We start from the raw sequence: 26,280 nt of genomic DNA on the forward strand, positions 1-26,280 counted from the left end.
AGCAGTCCTACTCGGCGACAGAGGATACCTGACCAATGAAGTAGGTCTGCTTGCCCCCTTTACCCTGTACAATCTCTTCATTCCTCCACTCAATATGGAAAAACTTAGTCAGCTTTTCTTTATTCGATAAGGACAAGATATACCATGTATCGCTATCGTTTGATTGGAATGTTCTTTTCCATCTCAAATAAAACTCTGCATCATGTTTACCACCTTCATTGAAAGCCACAGCCTCCCTTACCTCGTTCGGGTCAATGCCGACAAGCGGACTAGAAAATCCCTTTACTCTAAGCATCTTGCTTACGGCTTCGGCTTGCTTGACTTGTTTATCTACCACTACTGGGGCCGCATGCTCGCTATTCTTGCTTTGCACGCTTGAGACTGCTTGAAACTCGGCGGAATTATCTCTCCCGGACTCAATATAGATCTCAGCATACTGATAAAAGTGGTATAAAGGAAGACTAAGCGTTACAACTAACCCGACAGCCGCTATTCGTCTACTTTGCCGTATCATAGAGGTGGAGCACGTAAGGATGTAAGCGATAAAGGATTGTAATCCCTTGGCGATTATGACAAAGCCTAATGGAAACAGATAGGCAATATAACGTGTCCAAACATAAAATTTATATTGATCATTGAGGAGTGGTATGACAAGAAAACTCAAAACAATAATGGAGATTACAAGACTTCCGCCATTAGATGACCACAGTTTTCTAGTCCCCTCGATGAAAGCAATCACAAATACTATGAAGACGAGCATGCTTACAAGATGAGTCCATCCGTCTCCATTTGGAAAGGCACTTGATAAAGAACGAAAGAATTCATTAGCCATCTCGTAAATGTTCATGAAGTAAGCTTTTAAGGACCACTCTGGATATAAAGCATAATCCTTTCTCTTTACCCACAGAATCGAATCCAATGGCGTAAGAATATTATGTACAATCATATTGCTATAGCCGAGTATTAAAGCAAGGAAAAACGTTTTTAGCCTTTCTTCACGCCATATTATTAGCAGAACTCCCACAATGGCCGCGATTACAGATGGGTGAGATTGAAGCGCTAATGCCCATACCACCCCCGCCCAAGCCCAAGAGGAAAGCTTTTTTTGACCTAGGCTCCTAAGTGTTAACAGCACCGCTAGAGAGACAAAGAATGGAGTGGTATCATTCGACCAGGCCATGTGGGTAACAAGTATATGCATGCTATTGGTAGCCAGAAGCAATGCAGCTACCAAAGACAAACGGGTACTCAGCCATTGTCTTGCTATCCAGTAGGTTATGACCACTGTGAAGGCACTAAGTGTAGTTACATACAATCTTGGAATATACAAGGAATGGCCGAAAGCCTTAAAGAGTCCCGCTAACACATAGTTATGAAGGGGCCCAATATCATGTGATGTATTGTGCAAGGGCCAAACCTCGCCTCTAGCTATCTGAGCAGCAAGTCCCACTTCGCGCCACTCGTCTATGAAGCGCGGTACATCGAACAGATAAGGCAGACGGACTGCAAAAGCTACAATGAATAATGCAATACAAATCCAAGCTTCCTTTTTCAACAATTTCACCGTCTTTCCGCTTTTTTCTTTTTATAGAATCCCATTTTTTTCTATATCTATCCCCGATTTCATTTTCTTTGGAAAGTCCATCTCCATGAGTATGATTGGAGACAAGCATTCATAGATTAAATATAGGTGATTCTCTGGTAAAAAAAGGAGCGCTATGAACGGTGAACTACTACTTGTACTCTTAATGATTATTGGCCTATTTTCTAAATCCAGCATCATTACCATAGCAGCTAGCTGTCTTTTGGTCATGAAGCTTTGTTCGCTTGAGCGCTTTTTTCCTCTCATCGAAAGAAGAGGATTAGAGCTGGGTGTCTTAATGCTAACCATTGTCATTCTTGTTCCTTTTGCTGAAGGTGAAATACAAATAGAGAACATTTATCACATTTTTGTGTCCACTACGGGCTGGTTCGCATTCCTTGGTGGAGCACTTGCCGTTTATATTAATCGTTTTGGATTGAAAATTCTGCGAACCCAGCCCGAATTTATTGTCGGATTAGTGATTGGTTCCATAATGGGGATTGTTTTCTTAGGGGGAATTCCTGTTGGCCCTCTCACCGCTGCAGGGATAACTGCCATGCTTAGCGTGATCTATAGGGGGATCTCCAATGAAAGGTAGTTGTGGCACATTTTGCCGAAACTTATCCTTGATTATTTAGCATTTCGACCGTATATGACTAATACTATCTTTATGGGGGTCGATACCTTTGGCTCCCCTACGCTTGGCTCTTGACCAAAGGTATCCAAGAAGAGAACGGATGGGCTTACCGTTCTTTTTTTGTCTCTTTTTTTAGAACGGGTCTTCGCCTATCTGCATACTGTGATTTTGTGTATATACCTAGACCAGAAAAAGGTGATTCAATGTTTTATCATGTCAAAGAGCTACAGTATCAAGCCAAACCAGAACGTCCTGATCCCGTATATGCAAAAAAGCTGCAAGAAATCATCGGTGGTGCACATGGAGAAATAACCGTGGCCATGCAGTACTTTTTCCAGGGACTAAACGCTCGTGAAGAAAAATATAAGGACTTACTCCTCGATACAGCTATGGAAGAATTCGCTCATGTTGAAATGATTGCCACTATGATTGCACGGCTTTTAGATAAAGCTCCTGTACAGCACCAAGACGAATTTGTTTCTAAAGACCCTCTGGTTGCAGCAGTTCTAGGGGGAATGAATCCGCAACACTACATCGTGTCTGGACTAGGCGCTCAGCCCGCTGATGCTGTCGGATATCCATGGAATGCCCGATATGTAGACGCGAGCGGTAACCTTCTAGCTGATTTCCGCTCCAATCTTACTAAAGAGTCACACGGAAGACTCCAAGCTGTAAGATTATACGAAGCGACAACAGATCGTGGAGTAAGAGATATGCTCTCTTGGTTAATTGCTCGAGACACCATGCATCAAAACCAATGGCTGGCAGCGATATCAGAAATAGAGGAAAGAGAAGGCCGGGTCGTTCCCAATACATTCCCTCGCCAGTTGGAGAAAAGAGAAGTTTCCTACGCCTTTTTAATCTCTCCCGCGGGGAAGAGAGCGCCACTGGAAGATGGGCGCAAGGACCTACCCCAGATGGCCTTGGACAATTCCAGTATGTCGCTCAACCTGTTCCTTTTGGTCCGAAGCCTGTATTACCCCCTCCTCCTCCTTATACACATAACACTTTACCTGTTTTACCGAAAAAATCGATGCCGAGTCAACCGCCCATGAAATAATGTTTCTCAAAAGGATCCCTTGCAGGCTCCTTTAAATGTTATTATTATAAATAAGTATTGATTTTATTTTCAGCGGAAGATATAATGTAATCATATCAAATAGCATTTAGATAAGGGGTAATCATGATGATTCAGGAGTTAATCCTATGCGATAAATGCCAAACACCAATTAAAAACTTAAAGCACACGATTAAGTGCGAGTGCGGTAGTAAACTGAAAACTACTAAATTTAAATAAGAACTTAGGGACCATTACCGGGTTCCGTTATGGGGTGCAAAATTTCTTTTCGAGCGTCCACACGCTCATTCGCAAAGTATTCTTAAGATTTGTGAATGAGCGGGATAGCACAGAGGGCATCGAGTTAGGGTGTTAATATAAGTGGTAAAAGTCCATTTATCCGAAAAAATTAGATAGAAAAAAGTAAAATAAGTGGAGAATCGACAACTAAAGCTTCAAAATAGCTTGTAAATTTGGGTTTCAGAGCTAATAGTTGAATTTTTTCCACCTACAAAATGAAATCCTACTCTATTTTAATCAATAAGTGGAGATTCGCCGTCTACTCATTCTTGCTTCCAATTTAGATGTTTACTGTCCGTGTACTTTCGCTGATTTTGTCTTTTAAAATACCCTATAGGGGGTATTTTCATTAGGCAGATAAAATAAAAATAGGACTTTTTCCAACCTAACAGTTGGGAGAAGTCCTTTTTGTGCATTTTGACGTTATATACTGATGAACACACCATGAAAACGGACTTGATTTGATGCCCGCCAGGCCTACCGATGCCTTAATCAGGGCACCAAAACCACCGTTTGATGCCCTCCATGCCTCCAGACACCCAGATCCGGGCACCAAAACCATCGTTTGATGCCCGCCAGACCTCCCGAAGCCCGCATCCGGGCACCAATTCCTTCGTTTGATGCCCTCTAGGCCTCCCGAAGCCCAGATCCGGGCACCAATTCCTTCGTTTGATGCCCGCCAGGCCTACCGATGCCTTAATCAGGGCACCAAAACCACCGTTTGATGCCCTCCATGCCTCCAGACACCCAGATCCGGGCACCAAAACCATCGTTTGATGCCCGCCAGACCTCCCGAAGCCCGCATCCGGGCACCAATTCCTTCGTTTGATGCCCTCTAGGCCTCCCGAAGCCCAGATCCGGGCACCAATTCCTTCGTTTGATGCCCGCCAGGCCTACCGATGCCTTAATCAGGGCACCAAAACCACCGTTTGATGCCCTCCATGCCTCCAGACACCCAGATCCGGGCACCAAAGCCATCGTTTGATGCCCGCCAAGCCCCCCAATCACCCGGATCAGGGCACCAATCCCATCCTCCTCATCGAAAAAAGGATGACCCTAAGAGTCACCCCGTCGAATAATCGTTCTATTAAATAGGTAATAACTTCGTAGTTTCTGTCTGTTCCAGTCGTTCGACCATATCGTACCAGGATTGTGGCTTATTGCTTAATACAGTATAATAGCGCTTTAGGAAGGCTACTATCAAGGAGGAAGAGAGCTCGTCCTCACTACCATTCATTGGCAAATAGCAAAGATCCAATCCTGTTACCGCTTCTCCGTCATTATTCCAGGATGGATGGACGTACGGGAAGTCTAGGCGCTTGTAGCCTAAATGCGATAACACTTCCCTACGAACATACGGGTCCATTGGCTTCACCCCGCCAAACTCGTAGTGCTCTACGCGATAAGGATCATAGATTTCAGCAAACATCCCCGCTAGTTGCTTGCCGTTGGCTTGGGCAAGGCCATGGAGGTCGTCTAGTCGCTTTTGGGCAAGATATCGTCCGATACCAAGACCTGGTTTGCCTATGATCGTAAAATCGGTCATAGCAACATTGAAATCTTCATAGTAACGATACTCTGTTGTACCTACCACTTTCCCCTCGTGAACGCAAACGAATACACGGATGCCCGGATCCTCTAAAGGATCTTTCCACAGGTCAAATTCAAGTACCTCCTCAGGCGGAAACACCTCCTGCATCAACTGATGCATTTGTTTAAATAAAGGATCTTCAATACTTGTAATGCGATGATATTCCATGCTCTTGTCCACTCCTTTTTTCGCTTTTTATCTAGAAGAATAAAATGGATTTCTCCACTCCATCAATGTTCCGTAATTACAGGACTCCTCATCCTCTAAATAGTTTTTGACCACATGCACAGGGGTTCGACCGCACCTCAGGAGAAAGGTGATTACTGGATCTTTAAGCTCTCCCTTGACTATAGCATGCAGATATTGCTCAGCTGTCATTTCCTTTGACACCTTATGATAACCAGGCATTCTCCCTCCACCAAGTAGACGTTCTAGTCTTAAGTGGACCACAACATCATACATGGATAGCATAAGCCACTTGCCCAAACCAAGTTTTCGATAAGCAGGTCTTACGCTAATATCTACAACGTACAATGTGTTTCCTTTAGGATTATGGTTTCGGATATACCCTTGATCCGTTACTTCCTCCCAAGAGTGTTCTGGATGCAACGGATCAAAATCAGTGAGCAGTCCTGTCATGGAACCAACAATCTCCCCGTCAACTTCTATACATAGTGCACCTTCTTGGAATAACCTGACATGATTGTTTAATTGTCCTTTGTTCCACCAGAGCTCGGACGGAAAAGGCGGCGGAAAGCATTCTTTCTGGACCTCGATTAGCTGATCGAAGTCTTCCTTGTGATAATTTCGTACCACAGCAGGAACAGGGCGTTCTTGGTCAAACACATAAAATTGTTTAAAATACAAGCCGCACCCCTCCTACTTCCAATCTGGATAAAGATCAATGCGTCGATCACGCCATGTTGTGACCGAGCCTCGCTCCCTTACTTCATAAAGCAATTCCAGATCTAAGTCAGCGGTCACGATCATATCATTATTTAATTCACCCTCCACCATAATCCCTTGTGGCGGGAAAGGAATATCATTCGGGGTAATAACGGCAGCTTGGCCAAAATTTGCGCGCATAAAATCCACAGTAGGAAGTGAACCTACTGTACCAGTAGTCACCACGTAGACCTGGTTCTCGATCGTTCTTGCGTGGCATGAATACCTAACGCGATGAAATCCATGACGATCATCAGTACAAGATGGGCAGAAAATCACATCGGCGCCTTTGGCCTTGACCATTCGGACGATCTCAGGAAATTCAATGTCGTAGCAGGTTAGCATGGCAATGGTCCCTTTTTCGGTTTCAAACACCTCAAGGCCTTCCCCAGGTGACATTTTCCATTCTTTTACTTCCGTTGGCGTAATATGCAGCTTAGCTTGCTCTGCAATGCGGCCATCTGGGTAGAACAAGTGAGCTACATTATATAATCGGTCTCCCTTACGGATAACATGAGTACCCCCAATAATGTACATCTTCGTTTGTTTGGCAAAGCTTGAAAACAGGTCGCGGTAACGATCCGTAAAATCAGGCAGATCGTTAATCGTGAGGGCGTTTCCGTTCTGATCGCCGATAGACATTAATTGGGTGGTGAAGAACTCTGGAAACAAGACAAACTCAGCCCCGAACTCTTCCGCTGTCTTAATATAATGCTCGGATTGTTTAGCAAAATCGTCAAAGGACTGAATCGTATGGAGATGATATTGTACAGCAGAAACTCTTAGCTTCATGTTTACCCTCCTCAGGAACTTATTGTCTCATTCTTGGTGAATTGGTAATCCCCACTATTATAACTTCATTTGGAAAATGTAGGTTTCAAATACTGTAATGATATAGCGTACAGTTAAGAAAGTCAATCAGAAAAAGCATTCAATCCCTCCTCAAGGAAGAATCGAATGCCTGAACGTTAAATCGCTTCGTGATCATTTACCTGTTGGGTATGAATCTGCTTTACCAGCCATTGAAGAGTCTGACGATATAAGGAAGTGCTAGCTTGAATCGAAGAATAGGTATGATCTGCTTCAGGAATTAGTATTTTTACACAGCTCTTACTTTTACCTCTAATAAACGAATACTGATAGATAGAACAATAGTCTGCCGGTATGACTTCATCATTCATGCCATGTGCTAGAAATACGTCCCCAGAGAATTGCTTGGATTCCTCAATGGGGCTATAGCCTTGCAAGGATTCCAAAAACCGATGAGTTAAGGCGAAGCCTTCATGGTCGATCGAATGGGTAGTTGCACTTTTGTGAAATTGCCCTTCTCCAATGATTTGCACAATATCATGGAAGGGATGACCGACAGCAGACCACATGGCTAACTTTTGGATACGTTTATCCCTGCTCGCTGTAAGTGCAGCAACCGCTCCTCCAAGACTATGTCCAAGGAGGATAATCTGGTTTTCATCCACTTCGTCTAGCTTGGTCGAGTAATCGATAACATCTAGGGTTTGCTGAATAAAGCGCTCAAAGCCATACGATCCGTAATCTCCTTCGCTTTCCCCACACCCTTCGTAATCAAAGCGCAATACAGCGATTCCATGCTGGACGAATTCACGAGCAGCCTTGACAAACAAGCGATTCACCCCGATTCGGCTTCCTACGAAACCATGGCAGATGATAACTAAAGGAACCTTAGCCCCCTGATTCTGTGGAAGGTGAAGTGATGCTGCTAATGTTACATTTCCGCTATCAATTCTTAATGTTTGCTCCACATCCAATCCTCCTGTTCCATACGCTCTCAGTAATTTTCCTTATTATATAACATATTATTCCGACCTGTAAAGTATGAATTGTTTCGTGCATACAAAAAAGCCTTCATGTATATGAAGGCTCAAACAAATTATCTAGATAGTTCTTTAATCTTATCTACCCAATCTTTAAAGCTCGTGTACTCATTAGGGTCAAATTGAAAATGCTTTTTTATCAGCTCTACTGATTTCCGTTCAGCATTGTGCAGCACGCCATCGGAAAAGATCAAGCGGAGCAATTCTGTCAGTGCTATATGCTTAGATCTCTCACTCGAAAAGTATGGGAGAATTTCCTCAAGAGATAAATATTGAATTTTATAATCTTCTATATTCATTTCTGTTGCATACTCTAACAGAAGGATTTCCTTTGCAGGGGTTAAATGACCATCGAAATTGGCTACTTTGTGCGCTAATTCGAGAAAAGCAGTTCTCTCCTTTGGCTCAAGCTCGGATAAAAACATGGGAATCGCCCTACTCTCTATTCTTTATATTTCGATCTACTATGTTATACGCTGTTAGGCACGCATGAGTTTCAGTGTACGATTAAAAAGAACCGCAAAAAGGAGCGGTTCTAACCATTTCTTGAACGTTTTTGACACAAATTTTTCACAATGTAAACACTGTTTTCATAGTAGAATAAGAGTATCCTCTCATCTCTTATGATGCAGATGATGGTATCTTTAGTTTTGGAAATTTTTGTCTCCATACCCCTTGTCCTTCTGCTTTATCGGCAGAGGGATTTTTTTTGTTTGGGTATACTATATTCTATTGAACTGTTCTCTAGTATGAGCCTTCGAATGTACCATCATCCAGGTTCCAACCTGATCTTTGTCAAAAATTTCGTTTTGAGTAAAGCCACATTGTAAAAAGAATGATTCAGCTCTTCGATCAATCGGATCCGTTAACACATAGTCCGTGTTCGCTTGTTCCAATACAAAATTAACGAGCTCCTTACCCGTTCCCTGATCACGATATTGAGGATGAACGAATATCGTGCCAATCAACAATTCCTTTACATGGTCTTGACTATTGGTGCAAAAGATCTCTTCACTGTATTCCACCATTCCCAGTAATTGCCCATTCACAAAGGCTCCGTATAGAATCTCCCCATTCCGTATCGAATCTTCCATGGCAGTTAGAATTCCTTGTTCATTCGCTCCAATGCCTACGCTGCTTACAGACAATGCATATCGAAAATCCAAAAACTCCTCTAGAGTAACAGGTCTTATCTTCTCTGTATGTATAGTGGGTCGCATGAAGTGTCTCCTATTTAAGCCTAACCAGCAGGTCCTTGATATCATAATCAAATTCAAAAAAGTAAGGTTTATTTTCCTCATCAAATACCATCAAAAGCGGAAGATCTTCATCAGGCAAGATAAGCTTGACCTCATCAATTAGGCCGCTTAACCATTGATTATTGATCGGGATGGGAGGTTCAAGAGGAATTTTGTAAATATGTCCATCCTTAGGAATTGGATTAAATCGCTTTGTAATATCTTGAATATGGTGTACACACTGTTTTACTTGGGCATGAACCCACGGGGAATTAGGCGCAATCCTAATGACACGCTCTTGTTTAAGATCAAACACTTCAATTTCCGAATCGGCGGCCAAAACGATAGGTTGAAAAATAAAGGAAAGACATATAAATATGGGAATAACCCATCTGATTGTCTGCATAGGTTCACCTCCAAAGTTGTTCGTTCATACTATTCCCCTTGGAGGTCATTCTACTCAAGTGGCAAGCGTAATGGTGACCTTAAATAGATCTCCGTCCACTTCCATTTCCATGCTGCCATCATGCAAGTCTATAATGGATTTGGCAATTGCCAATCCAAGTCCAGACCCTTCCGTATTTCTTGAAGAATCTCCTCGTTTAAACCGCTCGAATAATTCTTCTACATTTTCCCCTAGTTCATACTTGGCTACATTTTTAAACGTAATCACTACATACTGTGGATTCGTTTTCATTGTAATATAAACTCGGGTCTGCTCTAATGAATATTTCAGGAAATTGCCGATGAGGTTCTCAAACACACGCCATATTTTTTGTCCATCCACACGGGCATATACCGGTTTATCGGGAAGCACGACCCGGAGTTGCAAAGTAGACTCCTCGATTTTTTCGTTGTATTCTGCCAGTGCCTGTTGAAGAAGCTGTACCAAGTCTACTCGATCCTTTACTAATTGAATATTTCCGCTGGCCATTTTCGTTGCTTCAAATAAGTCGTCTATTAAGACCTTCAATCGTTTCGACTTACGATCAAGAATATCTATATAGGATTGACGATCCTCATTCGAAAGATCTTCCCTTTTCAATAACTCCGTGTAGGAAATAATGGAGGTCAAAGGGGTACGCAAATCATGACTAACGTTCGTAATAAGCTCCGTTTTCAGTCGTTCACTTTTGGCCTGCTCATTTATTGAAGTTCTCACCCCATGCTTAAGCTTGTTCATATTTTCAGCAAGCTTCGCGAACGAGGAATTTCCGGTTACCGGTAAATCAACCTCGAGATTCCCAAGTACCCATTGATTGGAACATAATACGATTCGATTAAAATATCCGGCTCTTTTGATGATTACAAATAACGCCGGAATGCCCAACAGAAGAGCATATGGCGCATAGAAAATGATCAACCTTGGTTTGAGCATAACAAGGAGGAAGCCAGCTCCTAATGAAAAAACAAAGAACAAGAGAATAATAAGTTGAGTACCAATATGTCGTACAAGAAAGACCTCTTTTATACTAAAGTATGTTCGGGCAAGGATCGTCTTCCGCCACTCTACTCTCATGTCAGATTGTTTTCTGACCCTTGTCCATAACCAGCTTCCTTGCATCAGGGTTAAAGCTACTAGTACGGTCGTTACAGCCAATCGCAATATCCAATCCCAAAAGTGTTGGTAGGAATAATTATAAAGGAAGTCATTTGCGCTAACACCTAGAAAGAAGAGCGTCATCAGCCCTATAAAGCCAAACGCGGTGATTCCGATATCTAGAGGAATTCGATTGTACAGGGTCTGCCATCGGCTAAATCCTTCATGAATGGGGACTTTTTTCAGGATGACAAATAGGGACACTAAACCAGTAGAAAGTGTCCAGTAACCTACTTTTTGTCTCTGCTGAAATTCATCATAACCCGGCAGAACAGAAAGGGCTAGCTCGGATGACTTGGGGACTGCAATTCTACCTTCGTACATGTTGATGTTACTTGGAAGGCTTAATTCACTTAGCAACTTCCCATATGCTCCCCCAACGGTCAGATAATGATAGGAAGCGGAAGGGTAATTTCGCTCGAATGCGATTATCTCGTTTGGGTTCACGATATTCGTAAACTCTTCTCCAGTTTCAATATTTTTAAAATGGTAAAGAAAGACACTTTTATACTTCATGTAATCACTGCGATGCTGTTCTCTCTCTTTATAAAATTCTTCAATCTTCTTCTCTTTTTCTTTTACAATTTTAACTCTAATGTGATCATCACTCTTAAAGTTATTCGTAATATCTTCGAGTTTCCTGTCTCGCTCCGCAACAAGGGCCTCCACAACATCATGTTGCTCTGCAGCAACAGCATCACGGATTCTATTTTCATACTGTCCTTTGATATTTTCTAGCTGCTGGGCTAAATCACCGTAACGATAGCGATGCTCGTTAATTTCTTCATCAGATACAGTGATCCACTTCTTTGTCTCATTCTCAGTTAGATGATGGAATTCAAGCATAGCTAAGTTGTCCAAAAACTGATTCAATTGATGCTCGAATGGATAATTACGAAAATAATCATGCTTCTCCGGACCATAGTTTAAAGCGATTGAAATGCCTATCAATCCGTATGTAAAGAGCAAAATCCAAACTGTTGTCAGCCCTCTATTATTTTTCCATTTTGTAGCCAATTCCCCAAACCACCTTTAAATATGTTGGATTTTTTGGATCAATCTCAATTTTTTCTCTTATTTTCCGAATATGGACGGCCACCGTATTTTCAGCGTTGTAACCAGGTTCCTGCCAGACCCGCTCATAAATTTCATGAATAGAAAACACACGTCCAGGATTTCTCATTAACAGCTCTACAATCTTATACTCAATAGGAGTTAGCTTTACTGGTTCACCCTGTACCAAAAATTCTTTAGCCGATTCATTTAAAGTTAATCCATGCAATTCAATCACCTTTTCAGAGCCTTCATAGGTTCCCAGCGTAACATATCTTCTTAGCAAGGACTTCACACGAGCGATTAATTCCAGTGGATTAAAGGGTTTGGTTACGTAGTCATCTGCCCCAACCTGTAGTCCTAGAATTTTATCTGTATCCTCAGTTTTTGCACTTAACATTAAAATGGGAATATTCTTCTCCTCTCGAATTTTAAATGTTGTAGCTATCCCATCTAATCTAGGCATCATGACGTCCAGCACGATAAGATGAACTTGATGCTGATGTAGCTTTTCAAGTGCCTCTAAGCCATCCTTTGCTTTTATGACCGTTATACCTTCGTTTTTTAAGTAAATCTCAATTGCATCCCGAATCTCCAATTCATCATCCACCACAAGCACACAATATCGGTTCAATTTTTCTCCTCCTTTGAGTTTCATTGTATGAGACGTTTCTTAAGAACAAGGTATAACAAATCTTAAGAATTTCTTAAATTCAACACTAGTACAAAAGAAAAAGACCTATATGAGGTCTTTGTTCTAATTGGGGAATGGTGTAGGCGTAGAATTCACACCATTAGCTCCGTATTTAGCATCTACTAACTGACGTATGGTTTTAAGGTCTGTTCCTTTTTCATACTCTTGCTTCGCCTCACGGGCGATATCCACACAAATCCCTCAGCCAAATCCCATCGTATCTAGAATAGCCGTATTGCCTTCTACCTTCTGAACGAAGCAATGTGTATTGTTAATGTGACCATCTTCTTCAAAGCAACCGCAATAACAAGGCATATAATCAAGAACCTCGGGATGTTCAACAGCAAATTGGTAAGCTTCTAAAACCTTTTCCTTAGGAGAATAAGCTGTAATAACAGACCAATCATTACTTCCTATTTCATATGTTAAGACAGGAGCGGTGGCTTGTCCATGGCTGTGCTGCTCTTTAGATCCACTGCATCCGGTGACTAACAACAAACATGCAATTAGAGTAAGCGAAACCTTCTTCATCGTGGAATCCCTCCGTTTCAACATCATACCACTAGTACCTGATGCTTGTCTTTATGCATTTTATCACAAAATTTATAACTTCACGCGAAAAAAGGCAGATGTTTAACAAAGTTGTCATCTTCCTTAAAAACAAAAGAGACAGACCCACTTTTATCAAGGTCTGCCTCTGTATCAATGGACCTAAGCGTGCAAAAACGTTGGGTGTTTAAAATACCTCTTACCTCCTAGCTGAGCCAAAGCAATGTGAAGAATCTTTTTTTCCATACTTAAAAGTCGGTGGTTATTACCGTCAATTGGGTAGAGCTTACTGCGAGTAGCTTGTAAGCTTTCCTTTAAGCTAAACAAACGATTGGCAATCTCGGTAGATTGATCCTTCTTATAGATCCCACCTTGGACAAAATCATAAATTTCCTCCGAACAAAGTGCTTGGATATATCCCATTAACTCATCTATAAACATCAGATCCTGATAATATTCATCAAGCTTTTCTACAATAAACTCGTAATGGTCTGTATTGACAATATAATGCGCATTCCCTCTGACCCATAAAATTCCCATATCCATGGCTAGTATTTCCTTAATCATTTTTAGCTCAGCCATAAACAACGTCTTCTCAGTACTATAATGGGTTAAGTATGCTTGCTGCTTTCGATACATAAACTGACCCACTTCTAACAGCTTTTGCAATTCCTTTAGTTTCATCCCCCAAACCCCTTTCAGCTTAACCTAAGCCGTATCTTTGAATTTAGTTCTACATTATGAACTTGAGACGGGGATTACCACTAGATTCATATAAGAATAATCTACAAATAAGTTCCCTCACCATCGAATAAAGAGGAATTAATACGATTAATAAACCAATAATGTAAAAAGACCACTGTTGTAGTGGTCTCTTTACATTAGATACAGCGTTTTACAATATTTCGAGCAATCCAAACACCTGCCGCTCCTGCTTGAGCCAATCCTCTGGTTATTCCTGCTCCGTCTCCCCCACAGAATAAGCCTTTGATCTCCGTCTCGAATTCTTCCGTAAGTTTAGGACGTGCTGAATAGAACTTGGCTTCTACACCATAGAACAAGGTATGCTCAGAAGCGATTCCAGGGGTCACTTTATCAAGTGCTTCTACCATTTCTATTAAACTCTTCATTGTGTTATAAGGCAATACCAAACCAAGGTCTCCCGGTACCGCCTCTTTTAACGTAGGCTCGAGAAATCCTTCTTTTATTCTACTATCGGTCGATCTTCTTCCGCGAATAATATCACCGTACTTTTGGACAATGACCCCGCCGTTCGAAAGATCGTTTGCCCGCTTACAGATTTCTCTAGCGTACTCATTTGGCTTATCAAAAGGATCTGTAAAGGTATGAGATACTAATAATGCGAAGTTTGTATTGCTTGACCCTAGAGCCGGATCTTTATATGAATGACCATTGGCTGCCATGATTCCACTATGATTCTCCACGACAACATGACCGGATGGATTGCTGCAGAACGTTCTAACTCTCGTTCCTACAGACGTATTAAATACAAATTTGCCCTCGTATAGGTGTTCATTGATCTCTCTCATCACCACATCGGATGTTTCTACTCGAACACCGACATCCACTTGGTTATTATACATTTTCAGTTTTCTTTTCTTTAAGATATCTGTTAACCAAGCAGATCCGTCACGTCCTGGAACAATAACCACATGATCAGCAGCAAATTCTTCTCCATTCTTAAGCACAATCCCTTTTACAATATGTCGATCATTATCTTTATCCGTAATCAAATCTGCGACTTCGGTTTTGTACATCATGGTAATTCGTTCTTTCAAATACTCATAGATCGAGGTTAAAATTTCTAAATTTTGCTCTGTACCCAGGTGGCGAACTTCAGCTCTCAGCAATTTTAGACCCGCAGCATAGCCTCTCTGCTCGATATTTTTAATGGTTTCTGTTGTTGGATCAGTAATGGATTCCGTCGCGCCGTGCTTTAAATTAATTTCGTCTACATACTTAATCAGCTCTAGAACCTTGGAGGGATTAAGATAATCGGTCATCCAACCTCCAAACTCCGTCGTAATATTAAACTTCCCATCGCTGTATGCTCCTGCCCCTCCAAACCCACTGGTAATCGAGCAAGCTGGCAAGCAGCCAGCATAATCTTTTTTGCCTGCAGGCGGTGGACACAGCTTGATTTTTTCCTCTAAGATCGGGCAGCGTCTAGAATATATATCATGTCCTTTATCAATTAACAGCACGTTAAGATGAGGAGCCTTCAAAGTTAATTCATAAGCCGTAAAAATTCCCGCTGGTCCCCCACCAACTACAACTACATCGTATGTGTTCATATATGTTCCCCCTTCAAAAATGAAAAAAAGCCAAGAAACTCCAACTGCCGAATGGGGTACAACAAGACCCCATTCGTAGTTAGGAATTTCCGGCTCCTAGTAGAAACCCTCAAACCATATTATTGAGGATATACGAACAGTTCACTTCCGTTATTTAATTCGGCAACAATAAGTATACTAATTCAGAAAGGGTGTATATGTCAAGTTCATTCTGAAAAGATATTCGTTTTTTGATACCCAGGTTCCTTACTAGGACCAATTCATTCCTCGATTCAGAGCAAAAACCGAACATTCAACATCGTTCGAATGAAGCAATAAGGAGAAAATGAATATCTTCTATCTCTATAACATATAATCAAGAAGAAATTTAAAGGAGAGATGAACCTTGAAGGCAGCTGGTATCTTTGAAGGCGGAGGCATTAAAGGATTGGCGCATCTAGGAGCGGTTGAGGTTATGGAAGATGCCGGTTATCGATGGGAGAGACTAGCAGGAACGTCCGCAGGGTCTATCGTAGCAACTCTACTAGCTGCAGGCTATACTGGAAAAGAGCTAATAGAGCTCTTTTCACATTTTCCTTATGAACAGCTTCAGAGGAAAACAGCGATCAGTCATCTTCCACTTATCGGGTCTTGGCTTAGTTTGTATATTTATAATGGCATCTACAAACTTTCTATACTCGAGAAGTGGTTAAACCAAGTGCTAAGCAAAAAGGGAGTATTGACCTTCGGTGATCTTCCTCCGAACAAGCTTAAAATTGTTATTTCCGATATATCAAACAATCGAATGGCCATTCTACCAGACGATCTTACCCGTTACGGACTGCAAGCAGCCACCTTTCCCCTCGCCTTGGCTGTTCGTATCAGCAGTTCTATTCCCTTTTATTTCCTTCCTGTACACTTAAAAAAACATACTTTTCTAGATGGCTCTATTCTAAGCAATTACCCTGTATGGATCTTCGACAAGGATAGTCTTCCTTCCTACCCCACCTTTGGGTTTCGCTTATCCGGCCCCACCATTGTTCCTCAACCTGAGCAAATTAGAGGACCCGTCAGTAAGACCTTAGCAATTGTCCGTACCATGATGGACGCTCGTGATTCACGATACATCGAAGAAAATGATGCCGTTCGAACGATATTTGTAAATAATATTAACGTCGGGACAACGGATTTTACCATTCCTGAAGAGAAGCGTCTTGAATTGATTGAGTTGGGCCGGGAAGCCTCTAGGAAATTTTTAAAGAAATGGGACTATCATCATTATATAAAAACCTACCATACCTCCATTGCTCCACAACTCTCCCCCAAAATTAAATAATCTGAAAAAAACCTCTGGATCTATCCAGAGGTTTCATTTTTCTTACACCGCCTTTTGCTTCTCTTCATTGACTGGAGTTGCTTCCTTCGAAAAGAACCAGCCACACACTGCAATTAATACTAATACAATATAGAAGGTAAACTTCCATGCTGGCAAGGTAGCAAACCCTTCAGGAAGAATGGAGAGGGCTTCATGTGACATCGTGTATACAGCTAGCTTTACCCCTACCCATCCTACGATGAAGAAAGCTGCGACTTCCAGACCTGGTTTGCGCTGCAGCAAGAGTACGAAATAGGTTGCAGCAAAACGCATAATAACAAGCCCAATAAATCCACCTGCAAAGATAACAAGGAACTGACCTCCATCCATTCCGCCAATGAGAGGGAGATTGGACTTAGGTAGGGCAACGGCGAGCGCAACGGCGGCTAAAATTGAATCGACCGCAAACGCAATATCCGCTAATTCAACCTTAAACACCGTCATCCAGAAACCAGAACCCTTTTTCACGGGAGCAGTGTTTCCTTCACTTGCAGCATCCTGTTCGGCTTTTCTAACCACAAATTTTCGATAAATATGATTGATGGCAATAAACAATAGATACAGGGCACCAATCGCCTGTACTTGCCATACGTCTACAAGGAACGAAATCGCAAATAAGGAGGCAAAACGGAAAACAAAGGCTCCAGCTAAACCGTAAAATAACGCTCTTTTTCTTTCTTTCTCTGGTAGATGCTTTACCATGATTGCCAGAACAAGGGCATTGTCTGCAGCTAGCAGCCCTTCAAGTGCGATCAATACGAGCAACACCCAACCATATTCGAGTAACAATGAAAGTTCCATTTCTTTTCTCCTCCTCTTTTTTCTTGAGAAAAATAAAAATGACCTTTACCCAAAACAGGTACAAGGTCATTGTTTAATGGAACAAAAATAACCTTTACCTGCTCGTGGTAAAGGTCTCGCTAACAACTAAACAGTTGCCAACAAAGCCGAGGGTAAACCCTGGAATGACGACTTTGCTGTTAAAGCTACTCCCCTTTAAGGGATATTTTATTTTGTTAAGTTTATAATATAGGCTCTATTTGAAAAAGTCAATAGTTTCGATTGCTCTCCCACGTTTTACATCCCATACTGTCTTCGCATAAGATTCGCTTAATCGTAAAGCAAACGTAGCTGCGAAAAGTCCAAGTCCAAGCCCTGCCACCATGTCAAGCACCCAATGAATACCTAAATAAAAGATTGAAAATATAATAACAGCTGCACATATTGAATATAGTGCGCCTATTCTAGGGAGCCTAGATTTCAAAGCAATGACGGCCATTGTAACCGAAAGCGAGGTATGAAGACTAGGAAAACAGTTATTGAGACCTGACAAGGCCCGATATTCGTGTTCGAAATTTGGATAAACCTGTGGGATTAAGAACTCCACCTTCGAATGAACATACCATACTTCGTTAACTGGAAAAAAAAGATAAAAGGGGATAGCAATTAAATAATTAAGCATGATTCCATAGAACAAGGCATAAAAGGCTTTATTCTCTTGATAGGCGTGATAAACAATAAAGGAAACAAACATCATGGCCGTAAATACGATGATATAAAAATACGTTAAGATAAAGGTTAGTCCATCATGGAGGAAAAAGTGCTGGATATAATAAACAATATTTCCCTCCGTTCTATACACCCACCAGGTAAAGTCTTCCACTCCTTTCATTTCTTTTTCAACCAGCTGCTGGACTTTGTTAAGAACCAAAACGACAAGCAGCGCAGAAAAATGCCATAATAACATTTTCTTAGTAACTACATCCCTTATGAGCCCCGTAACAGGGTATAAGGGATTGCACTTTAAAATATAGCCTACCATAACCAAAATAGTGATCACCATGGTCAATAAGATTGCGTTAACCGAATCAAACATGTTCTTTATCCCTTCCCGTATAAACTCAAACAACATAAAAAGACCTTAGCCTGATGGCAAAGGTCTTGCTTAGTACGGATGTGTACCAACAAAGCCGGAGGTAAAACCACGAAGTGACGACTTTGTTTCAGGCGGTTGACCTGATAGCTACTCCCCTTTGGTGGGATGCTGTATGTGATTTATTTTCATTATATGAAAACCGTAGTCCCTTGACAATGATATTTTTTTACTTTAATTGCCCATTTCTTGCCCTAAATTAATACGGTTTTGGAATTCTTCAAGTGCGTCATAACCTTCTTGCTGCAGCCGCCAATTTTTCGCCGCTGTTGTGATTAGTCCAGCTACATCACGTCCCGGCCGAACCGGTATCTCCACGTGTGGGATCGTGACATCTAAATAGGAGACAGTAAATCTTTCGAAACCAAGCGCATCATAATGATGCTTGTCCTTCCATGGAGAGAGCAAGATATCTATATTAATTTCCGTTTCATCCTGAACAGACCCCGACCCATGCATTCGTGGGATATCTACTAGCCCAATCCCGCGCAAGGATAAAAAACCTCGGTTACTAATATTGTGTGTGCCGATAATCGTTTCGGGATCAATTTGTTTGATCATAACGAGGTCATCGGAAATGAGGCGATGTCCTCGTTCAATAAGTGCTAACGCGGCTTCCGATTTGCCTATCCCGCTTTCGCCACGTAGCAAGATGCCGACTCCAAACACATTGAGACAAACGCCATGGACGCCAATCTCTTTTGCAAGAGACTTCTCGAGGAAGTTATTGACTTTCGTGATGAACTTCGTTGTCTTTTGACTAGTTCGCAAAAGAGGAATTCCCTGTTCCGAACAGTGCTTCTGAAAATAGGTTAACTCCTCTTGCCCCCGGGTAATAATAAAGCAAGGCGGATGAAGGCGTACCACATTCCCTATCCGTTCATCTCTTTCTTCATGAGTTAGCGAGTGCAGGTAATCTACTTCCTGCCTTCCAAGCAGCTGGATGCGATTATGGGGAAAGTATTCAATAAATCCTGTAAACTCCAAGCCGGGTCTATGAATATCATCTTCGGTTATCGGCCTATCCAATCCAACTTCTCCGGCTAAAACTTCAAGCTGAAACTTATCGACAAGGTCTTTAACGAATATTGTTTTCATTTCATTCCCTTTCTTATTTTCAGTACTCAATTTTTCTCTCTCTTCAAGGTAGAACAGATTGTTAAGAATGTCTACTAAAATAAATTGTCAAGGGATCGCCTTTTGATTTAGCGAATAGTTAATGATTTAATAAAAATAAGGATGATTCAAAAAGGAGAGCACTAATGATCGTAAAACAGAATCAGGAACTCTATATGGAAGCTGAGAGGTTCATAACCCGTTGTTATACCGAGCTCGGAAAATCTCAAGAAATCCAATCAAGACTCCAGGCCATTGAAGGCTCTATCCAAGAAACAAGCCAGTATGTCCATACTTTTGAAGAGCTAGAACACGGCGCAAAAATGGCTTGGAGAAATAGCAATCGATGCATTGGCCGACTGTTTTGGGACAAGCTCCATGTACTTGATAAAAGAGACCTATCTACTCCCAACGAAGTTGCAACGGCTCTGTTTGACCATATTTCCTATGCGACAAACCAGGGGAATATCCTTCCTACAATATCCATTTTTAAACCCCAGGCTCACGGCAAGGATCAAGTTCGAATTTGGAACCATCAACTCATCCGTTATGCTGGGTATGAAACAGAGAACGGCATCATCGGTGATCCCCACTCGATTTTGTTCACGAAAGTCTGTCAGGAGATGGGCTGGAATGGAGATGGAACTCGGTTTGATCTTTTACCAATCGTAATACAAACGAGTGGCAATCCACCTACCTTCTATGCCCTACCAAAAGATATTGTCCTTGAAGTGCCGATTACCCATCCTAGCTTAGAGGCATTTGCCTCGCTAGATCTCCAATGGTATGCCCTTCCTCTCATTTCCGATATGCTGCTGGAGATTGGCGGCATTCAGTACTCAGCAGCTCCATTTAATGGGTGGTACATGGGAACGGAGATCGGCGCCCGCAATTTGGCGGACCTGAACCGGTATAATCAGCTTCCCGAGGTCGCGCGTATACTCGGATTATCCACGGAAAGAGAATCCACTCTTTGGAGAGACAAGGCATTAGTTGAATTAAATATCGCGGTCCTGCACTCATTTAAGCAAGCTGGCGTGAGCATCGTTGATCACCATACCGCCGCTCACCAGTTCCAACTCTTTGAGAAGCAGGAAAAAGAAAAAAATAGAGCGCTGACCGGTGATTGGACTTGGCTCATACCCCCAGTATCACCTGCGACGACACATATTTTTCACCAGTCTTATGACGATCGGATGGTTACACCGAATTATTACTATCAAGCGAAACCATATAAATAAAAGGAAAAAAATAGCGTCCTACGATTAAACGGAGGGCGCTCTTGTTCCATCATCCATTTCTTTTAATTACAAATCTTCGATATCCCTTTAACCCTCGTATTGGCTGGCTTTGTACCTGGTCAACAACCGCTCTCAAGGGACCTTGCCAAAGCAACGTAATGAAATCGTTCATGTTTTGCGGCTTTCCCTCTGCCTCAATTTCAACTGTCCCATCCAGCTTATTACGTACCCATCCCACAATTTTTAAATTTACAGCTTGCTTTTGGGTAAAACGTCTAAATCCTACACCCTGTACTTTTCCCGTTACAAGTATATGATACCTAACGATAGGGACTCTCCTCCTTCACTTGCCAGTCTTCACCTTCAAGATATGCAAAGTTGGGAGGAGGAGTTTATCTTGGTTCAGTCCATCTATGAGTTAAGTCATTGTCAATATTGAATTGATCTAATGTACGTGCCACAATATGGTTGACCATATCGTCAATGGATTGAGGATGGTTATAGAAAGCGGGAACAGGCGGCATGATCACGGCTCCCATTCTTGAAAGTCCCAGCATGTTTTCTAGATGAATGTCATTTAAAGGCATCTCTCGGGTCAGTAACACCAGCTTTTTCCTTTCCTTCAATATCACGTCAGCTGCCCGGCTGACTAGATTATCTGCCAGCCCCATACGGATTGAAGCCAGAGTTTTCATACTGCAAGGCGCAATTACCATGCCTTGAACGCGGAACGATCCGCTCGAGATAGATGCTGCCTGATTTGACGGCTGATGAACAACGTGGGCTAGCTTTTGCACATCGTCTATCGTATACGGGGTCTCGAGACGTATAGTGGTTTCAGCCCATTTTGACATCACAAGATGGGTTTCTACACCTGCTGCATCTAAGGCTTCCAACATACGTATTCCAAATATAGCGCCAGTAGCACCTGTTATTCCTACAATGATTCTCAAATCTTTCACCTCGATCCTATTCTTAGTAACCTAAATAGTCTAACAAGTTTTCCATTCTATTTTTCATGGTTTTCGGCTATTTATAGCCTCCGTATCGATCCCCTTTGGGGTCTTTTTCTTTTTTACATATTAATACATCACGGAAAGAATTGAAAATCCCACCATTATAGATTAAAATTATCTAATCAAAAGGATACTGAATAGTATCCAAATAATATTTTCAATTATTAAATATATCATTTTTCATAGGAGAGAACCATGAAATATATAAGCACACGTGGTCAAGTACAAGACATTGGTTTTATCGATGCAGTCCTTATGGGACTAGCTGACGACGGAGGACTTCTAATCCCAAGTCACATTCCCCAAGTTTCAGAAGAACAGTTCCAACAATGGGCAACTCTCTCGTATCAAGAGTTAGCTTACGAAATCTTCTCTTATTATACGAATGACGAGATTCCACAAGATGATCTAAAGGCATTAATCGCTGAGAGTTACGGAACCTTCCGACATCCCGAAGTCACTCCTGTTCGTAAGGTCAATGACGATATGTATGTCCTGGAGCTTTTTCATGGACCGACCTTTGCCTTTAAAGATGTGGCTCTACAGTTTCTAGGTAACTTATATTCCTATATTTCCAAGAAGCAAGATAAAATCATACATATCATTGGAGCTACCTCCGGTGATACAGGAGCTTCCGCAATTGAAGGCGTTCGATCCAAAGAAGGAATTCGCATTTGCATCCTTCATCCGCACCAAAAGGTAAGTAAGGTGCAGGAACTGCAAATGACCACCGTCCATGACGAAAATGTCCTAAATTTATCTGTAGAAGGAACCTTTGACGATTGTCAACGCATCATTAAGGAATTGTTTGCAGACGTAGATTTTAAGAACCAATATCATCTTCGTGCAATTAACTCCATTAACTTTGCGCGGATTTTAGCCCAGACCGTTTATTATTTCTATGCGTACTTCCAAGTAACCAAACAAACCGATGCCAAATTGGTTAACTTCAGTGTTCCAACAGGGAACTTCGGTGATATCTTTGCTGGGTACCTCGCGAAGCGCATGGGACTTCCTGTAGGCAAGTTGATCGTAGCAACTAATGAGAATAATATTTTGGAACGTTTCGTAAAAGATGGAATTTACCAACCGGGGCAATTCCATAGTACCTTCAGTCCGTCAATGGACATTCAAGTTGCCAGCAACTTTGAACGTTATCTCTATTACCTACTGAACGAGGATGCGAATCAAGTTGCGGCTCTGATGGATCAATTTAAGGCTAATGGAAAAATTGTGATTGATGAAGCTAAGCTCCGTATTGTACATGATGACTTCGATGCCCATGGTGTAATGGGAGAAGAATGTTTAACTATGATAAGTAAATATTATAAGGAGTATGATTACTTGCTTGATCCACATACCGCTTGCGGTGTTGCTGCGTACGAGCAGGTTACCGACTCTAATGAAGTATGTGTGACCCTCTCTACGGCACATCCTGCAAAGTTTAATGAGTCCATTGAGCGTTGTAACATTGAGCAAACCTATCCAGAGCAGATCAGTCAGCTGTTCGATAAGCCACAGTACCAGGAGATCGTAAAGGCCGATAATGCCGAGATTGCTCGACGCTTAGAACAATTTTTTAGTAAATAAGATAGGAAATTAGGTTTAACTTTAAAAGGGTGTTCCTTGGGAACACCCTTCTCTATTTAACTATCCTGTGATTATCTGGTTTTTGGCCAAGGTATGAAGCTAGTAAATCATCCTGCCGGTAATAAAGTCCTCAATCTCCTTTTCTCTTGGGGAGTCAAAGAACTGATCTCTCTCCTGTTTTTGATAAACCTTTCCTTGGTGAACAAAGATGATTTCATCTCCCACTCGCCGTGCCTGCTGCAGGTTATGAGTAACCATCACAATGGTAACCCCTATCTGTTTATAAATCTGATGAATCGCCTCTTCTATAATCTCAATGTTCATCGGGTCCAGATTAGAGGTCGGCTCATCTAGCAAAAGGAGCTTCGGCTCAATGACTAGGGCTCGTGCCAGAGCTATTCGCTGCGCTTCCCCGCCGGAAAGAGAAACCGCCCTCCGATCAGTAAAGCCTGTTAGTCTTACTGCTTGTAAGACAGCCTCTACTCTTTCGTTTATTTCAACCTTACTTAGGTTCCGATATCTTAGGCCCATTGCAACGTTATCAAAAACGGATATATCAAACATGACAGGTTTTTGTGAAACATACACCATTTGTCGTTGAAGCTCCAATTGCTCGCTTCGCGAATACCCTTTGACAGGAAGGTTTTTTTGAAATAATCGCATCTGGCCTTTAGCAGGCTTCTCCAACAAATTTGTCAAACGCAAAAAAGTGCTCTTTCCTGAACCGCTTGGACCCACCACAGCGTAACGCCTGGCAGCTTGAAGCTCGAGATGAGGAATGGACAATGTCTCACGTCCTTCGAATTCAACACAAACTTGGTCATATTCCGCTACGTTAGCTACCATCCTCTCCCACCTCCCTGAATCCCCCGAAGCATGCCAACCATTAGAAAGCTGTTGATGATAAAGCTGAGGAAAAGAAGTACAATCCCCAGTGCCAATCCTACTTCAAAATTCCCCTTCCTGGTCTCAAGTATAATGGCGGTGGTCATCACACGGGTATGCCCTTCGATATTCCCGCCTACAAGCATTACCGCACCCACTTCTGAAAGGGCCCGTCCAAACGCCGTGGCCACCGCAGCCCAAATCCCTTTCCTGGATTCCTTGATTAACGCCCACACGAGCTGGAATCGGTTGGCTCCCAAGCTCTGAGCCGTTTCAGCGAATATTTTTTCTTTTGCGTAGACGGCTGAAAGGGTTAGCCCGGCAATAATGGGGGTCACCAAAATGACTTGGGCAATGATCATGGCAGACGGAGTAAATAGGAGCTCCCATTCACCCAAAATCCCTTGCCTAGAAAGCAAAAGATAAACAACTACCCCAATAAGTACGGGTGGAAACCCCATCATGGTATAGATAAGAGCGATCACCAATTTTCGTCCAGGGAAGTTAAATAACCCAATAACAGCTCCAACGGGGATACCTAGAAGCATTCCAACGAGGACAGCACTCGTTGAAACTTGCAACGAAAGTAGAATGACCGCTCTGACTTCTTGATTTTGAAAAATTTCAACTAAAATGTTCCACATAGTAGCCTCGCTTATCTAGTTTTTTTCGTATACCATCTCTCCCAAATGACTGAAATCATAACCATCCATCTCACTCGAGTGAAGACTTTCGCGAAAATCTTCAGAAACTAAAAGAGTGTAGAATGCCTCCCAGGCTTCTGTATTTTCAGATGTAAGCCGAACAATCAAATCAAACCGCTCTTGCGCAAGAGGAATAAAGGATAGTCCCATCTTTACCGCTGCACTTTCAATCCCAAGTGTGACATCAGCTGCCCCTCTACCGATAGCCGAAGCTGTAGCAAAGTGGTTCCACTCCTCTTTCTCATACCCAGTAATATCTTGAGGAGAGATTTGGTGTTTGCTCAAGTGATGGTCCAACAAAAACCGAGTTCCTGAGCCTTTTTGACGGTTAATAAATTGAATATCCTTGCGGATCAAATCGTTCCATTCTAATATCCTCTTCGGATTGCCACTAGCAACGATAAACCCCTGATTGCGTGTCGCTAAACGAATAACCCGAATAGGCTCATGAATGAACAATCGTTCGATAAAAGGAACATTGTAATCTCCGGATGCAGGGTCAAGTAGATGGACCGCAGCCATATCCGTAAATCCTCGATGCAGCATCATGATTCCTTCTAAACTTCCTATGTAACTCACTTGTAAGGAAAGGGTATGTGAAGATTTGCTTAGATACTGAACTAGATGCTCAACCAAAAAATCATGACTGCCCGCAAGACGAAGCAGCATGGTCCGTGGATGGCTTAAGGGTTGGACTGGATGAGCGGTAGCCCCTTTCTTGCCTTGAATAAACGCTTCTAAGTCTTCTTTCTCCACCCTTACCTTGTTGCCAATACGGTAGGAATTTAGCTCGCCTCGCTTCACTAGCTCATAGACCGTATACTTAGAAATCTTAAGTAGCTTAGCGACTTCTTCGGGGGTGTAAGTCTCATTATTCATAAGCAGTCCTCCTATTAACTAACTGATAGACAAATCATATGATAGATTCTAGTAGAGGGTCAATCTATACTTGTTTGTTTTTGTTGGTTTTTATTAGTTTTCAACAGAAAAAAGGCTATTCCTAAGAAGGAACAACCTTTAACAAGGATAA

General features: G+C 42.0%; 26 protein-coding genes, 1 pseudogene and 1 riboswitch. Of the genes and pseudogenes, 5 read left to right on the forward strand and 22 right to left on the reverse strand.

Annotation, left to right across the window (positions count from 1 at the left end; genetic code table 11):
* Positions 1-7: 7 nt before the first annotated feature.
* Positions 8-1,564 (reverse strand): ArnT family glycosyltransferase, encoded by a 1,557-nt coding sequence (locus tag EIZ58_RS16025; protein WP_134701840.1) that lies wholly within the window; start codon positions 1,562-1,564, stop codon positions 8-10.
* Positions 1,565-1,718: 154 nt separating this feature from the next.
* On the opposite strand from EIZ58_RS16025, the gene EIZ58_RS16030 reads away from it, so the two are divergent.
* A complete protein-coding gene (locus tag EIZ58_RS16030) occupies positions 1,719-2,180 on the forward strand; it encodes a DUF441 domain-containing protein (protein WP_134701841.1) in 462 nt (153 codons plus the stop codon).
* A gap of 242 nt (positions 2,181-2,422) precedes the next feature.
* Positions 2,423-3,279, forward strand: a pseudogene (locus tag EIZ58_RS16035) (manganese catalase).
* Positions 3,280-4,272: 993 nt separating this feature from the next.
* Here the strand turns inward: EIZ58_RS16035 and EIZ58_RS16040 are convergent.
* The 13 genes from EIZ58_RS16040 to EIZ58_RS16105 all read right to left on the reverse strand — a co-directional run bounded on the left by EIZ58_RS16040 (position 4,273) and on the right by EIZ58_RS16105 (position 15,411).
* Positions 4,273-4,584, reverse strand: a complete 312-nt coding sequence (locus EIZ58_RS16040; RefSeq protein WP_167577751.1) for a hypothetical protein — start codon at positions 4,582-4,584, stop codon at positions 4,273-4,275.
* Between the two features lie 79 nt (positions 4,585-4,663).
* Positions 4,664-5,335 (reverse strand): GNAT family protein, encoded by a 672-nt coding sequence (locus EIZ58_RS16045; RefSeq protein WP_134701843.1) that lies wholly within the window; start codon positions 5,333-5,335, stop codon positions 4,664-4,666.
* Between the two features lie 27 nt (positions 5,336-5,362).
* Complete coding sequence (locus EIZ58_RS16050; protein ID WP_134701844.1) at positions 5,363-6,034, reverse strand: GNAT family N-acetyltransferase; 672 nt, start codon at positions 6,032-6,034, stop codon at positions 5,363-5,365.
* A 12-nt stretch (positions 6,035-6,046) separates the two neighbouring features.
* Positions 6,047-6,904 (reverse strand): carbon-nitrogen hydrolase family protein, encoded by an 858-nt coding sequence (locus tag EIZ58_RS16055; protein ID WP_134701845.1) that lies wholly within the window; start codon positions 6,902-6,904, stop codon positions 6,047-6,049.
* 176 nt (positions 6,905-7,080) lie between these two features.
* Positions 7,081-7,890, reverse strand: coding sequence for an alpha/beta hydrolase (locus tag EIZ58_RS16060; RefSeq protein WP_134701846.1), 810 nt, complete (start codon positions 7,888-7,890; stop codon positions 7,081-7,083).
* 128 nt (positions 7,891-8,018) lie between these two features.
* The gene (locus EIZ58_RS16065) at positions 8,019-8,387 is read right to left on the reverse strand and encodes a hypothetical protein (protein WP_134701847.1); all 369 of its coding nucleotides are present in this window, start codon (positions 8,385-8,387) and stop codon (positions 8,019-8,021) included.
* A gap of 297 nt (positions 8,388-8,684) precedes the next feature.
* Entirely contained in the window at positions 8,685-9,182 is a 498-nt protein-coding gene (locus tag EIZ58_RS16070) for a GNAT family N-acetyltransferase (RefSeq protein ID WP_167577752.1), read from the reverse strand.
* A 10-nt stretch (positions 9,183-9,192) separates the two neighbouring features.
* Positions 9,193-9,606 (reverse strand): hypothetical protein, encoded by a 414-nt coding sequence (locus tag EIZ58_RS16075; protein ID WP_134701849.1) that lies wholly within the window; start codon positions 9,604-9,606, stop codon positions 9,193-9,195.
* A 54-nt stretch (positions 9,607-9,660) separates the two neighbouring features.
* The gene (locus tag EIZ58_RS16080; RefSeq protein WP_134701850.1) at positions 9,661-11,817 is read right to left on the reverse strand and encodes a sensor histidine kinase; all 2,157 of its coding nucleotides are present in this window, start codon (positions 11,815-11,817) and stop codon (positions 9,661-9,663) included.
* On the reverse strand, positions 11,795-12,487 hold the full coding sequence (locus tag EIZ58_RS16085; RefSeq protein WP_134701851.1) for a response regulator transcription factor: 693 nt from the start codon (positions 12,485-12,487) through the stop codon (positions 11,795-11,797). The genes EIZ58_RS16080 and EIZ58_RS16085 overlap by 23 nt, the downstream gene beginning before the upstream one ends.
* A 123-nt stretch (positions 12,488-12,610) precedes the next feature.
* On the reverse strand, positions 12,611-13,078 hold the full coding sequence (locus EIZ58_RS16095; RefSeq protein WP_305034055.1) for a PCYCGC motif-containing (lipo)protein: 468 nt from the start codon (positions 13,076-13,078) through the stop codon (positions 12,611-12,613).
* A 180-nt stretch (positions 13,079-13,258) separates the two neighbouring features.
* Complete coding sequence (locus EIZ58_RS16100) at positions 13,259-13,780, reverse strand: hypothetical protein (protein ID WP_134701854.1); 522 nt, start codon at positions 13,778-13,780, stop codon at positions 13,259-13,261.
* Between the two features lie 197 nt (positions 13,781-13,977).
* A complete protein-coding gene (locus tag EIZ58_RS16105) occupies positions 13,978-15,411 on the reverse strand; it encodes an NAD(P)/FAD-dependent oxidoreductase (protein ID WP_134701855.1) in 1,434 nt (477 codons plus the stop codon).
* A gap of 56 nt (positions 15,412-15,467) precedes the next feature.
* A riboswitch (purine riboswitch) is annotated at positions 15,468-15,567 on the reverse strand.
* 229 nt (positions 15,568-15,796) lie between these two features.
* Between EIZ58_RS16105 and EIZ58_RS16110 the strand changes: the two genes are divergently transcribed.
* The gene (locus EIZ58_RS16110; protein ID WP_134701856.1) at positions 15,797-16,726 is read left to right on the forward strand and encodes a patatin-like phospholipase family protein; all 930 of its coding nucleotides are present in this window, start codon (positions 15,797-15,799) and stop codon (positions 16,724-16,726) included.
* 42 nt (positions 16,727-16,768) lie between these two features.
* Here EIZ58_RS16110 and EIZ58_RS16115 read toward each other — a convergent pair whose 3' ends face one another.
* The 3 genes from EIZ58_RS16115 to hprK all read right to left on the reverse strand — a co-directional run bounded on the left by EIZ58_RS16115 (position 16,769) and on the right by hprK (position 19,796).
* Positions 16,769-17,566: a TerC family protein gene (locus EIZ58_RS16115; protein WP_134701857.1), complete on the reverse strand. Its 798-nt coding sequence runs from the start codon at positions 17,564-17,566 to the stop codon at positions 16,769-16,771.
* Between the two features lie 235 nt (positions 17,567-17,801).
* On the reverse strand, positions 17,802-18,641 hold the full coding sequence (locus EIZ58_RS16120) for a phosphatase PAP2 family protein (protein ID WP_167577754.1): 840 nt from the start codon (positions 18,639-18,641) through the stop codon (positions 17,802-17,804).
* A gap of 231 nt (positions 18,642-18,872) precedes the next feature.
* Positions 18,873-19,796 (reverse strand): HPr(Ser) kinase/phosphatase, encoded by a 924-nt coding sequence (gene hprK, locus EIZ58_RS16125; RefSeq protein ID WP_134702014.1) that lies wholly within the window; start codon positions 19,794-19,796, stop codon positions 18,873-18,875.
* Between the two features lie 164 nt (positions 19,797-19,960).
* On the opposite strand from hprK, the gene EIZ58_RS16130 reads away from it, so the two are divergent.
* Positions 19,961-21,055 (forward strand): nitric oxide synthase oxygenase, encoded by a 1,095-nt coding sequence (locus tag EIZ58_RS16130; protein ID WP_134701859.1) that lies wholly within the window; start codon positions 19,961-19,963, stop codon positions 21,053-21,055.
* Between the two features lie 49 nt (positions 21,056-21,104).
* Here the strand turns inward: EIZ58_RS16130 and EIZ58_RS16135 are convergent, their stop codons facing one another.
* The gene (locus tag EIZ58_RS16135; protein ID WP_134702015.1) at positions 21,105-21,383 is read right to left on the reverse strand and encodes an acylphosphatase; all 279 of its coding nucleotides are present in this window, start codon (positions 21,381-21,383) and stop codon (positions 21,105-21,107) included.
* 64 nt (positions 21,384-21,447) lie between these two features.
* A complete protein-coding gene (locus EIZ58_RS16140) occupies positions 21,448-22,008 on the reverse strand; it encodes a non-oxidative hydroxyarylic acid decarboxylases subunit B (RefSeq protein ID WP_134701860.1) in 561 nt (186 codons plus the stop codon).
* A gap of 258 nt (positions 22,009-22,266) precedes the next feature.
* On the opposite strand from EIZ58_RS16140, the gene thrC reads away from it, so the two are divergent.
* The gene (thrC, locus tag EIZ58_RS16145; RefSeq protein ID WP_134701861.1) at positions 22,267-23,661 is read left to right on the forward strand and encodes a threonine synthase; all 1,395 of its coding nucleotides are present in this window, start codon (positions 22,267-22,269) and stop codon (positions 23,659-23,661) included.
* A 99-nt stretch (positions 23,662-23,760) separates the two neighbouring features.
* On the opposite strand, the gene EIZ58_RS16150 is transcribed toward thrC, so the two are convergent.
* The 3 genes from EIZ58_RS16150 to EIZ58_RS16160 are packed head-to-tail and all read right to left on the reverse strand — an operon-like array spanning position 23,761 to position 26,129.
* Entirely contained in the window at positions 23,761-24,507 is a 747-nt protein-coding gene (locus tag EIZ58_RS16150; RefSeq protein WP_134701862.1) for a phosphate ABC transporter ATP-binding protein, read from the reverse strand.
* Complete coding sequence (locus EIZ58_RS16155) at positions 24,501-25,190, reverse strand: ABC transporter permease (protein WP_134701863.1); 690 nt, start codon at positions 25,188-25,190, stop codon at positions 24,501-24,503. Before EIZ58_RS16155 ends, EIZ58_RS16150 begins: the two co-directional genes overlap by 7 nt.
* 15 nt (positions 25,191-25,205) lie before the next feature.
* The gene (locus tag EIZ58_RS16160) at positions 25,206-26,129 is read right to left on the reverse strand and encodes a helix-turn-helix transcriptional regulator (RefSeq protein ID WP_134701864.1); all 924 of its coding nucleotides are present in this window, start codon (positions 26,127-26,129) and stop codon (positions 25,206-25,208) included.
* Positions 26,130-26,280: the final 151 nt, after the last annotated feature.

It is taken from the genome of Ammoniphilus sp. YIM 78166 (assembly GCF_004522215.1).
In the GTDB taxonomy this organism is placed as follows: Bacteria; Bacillota; Bacilli; order Aneurinibacillales; family RAOX-1; genus YIM-78166.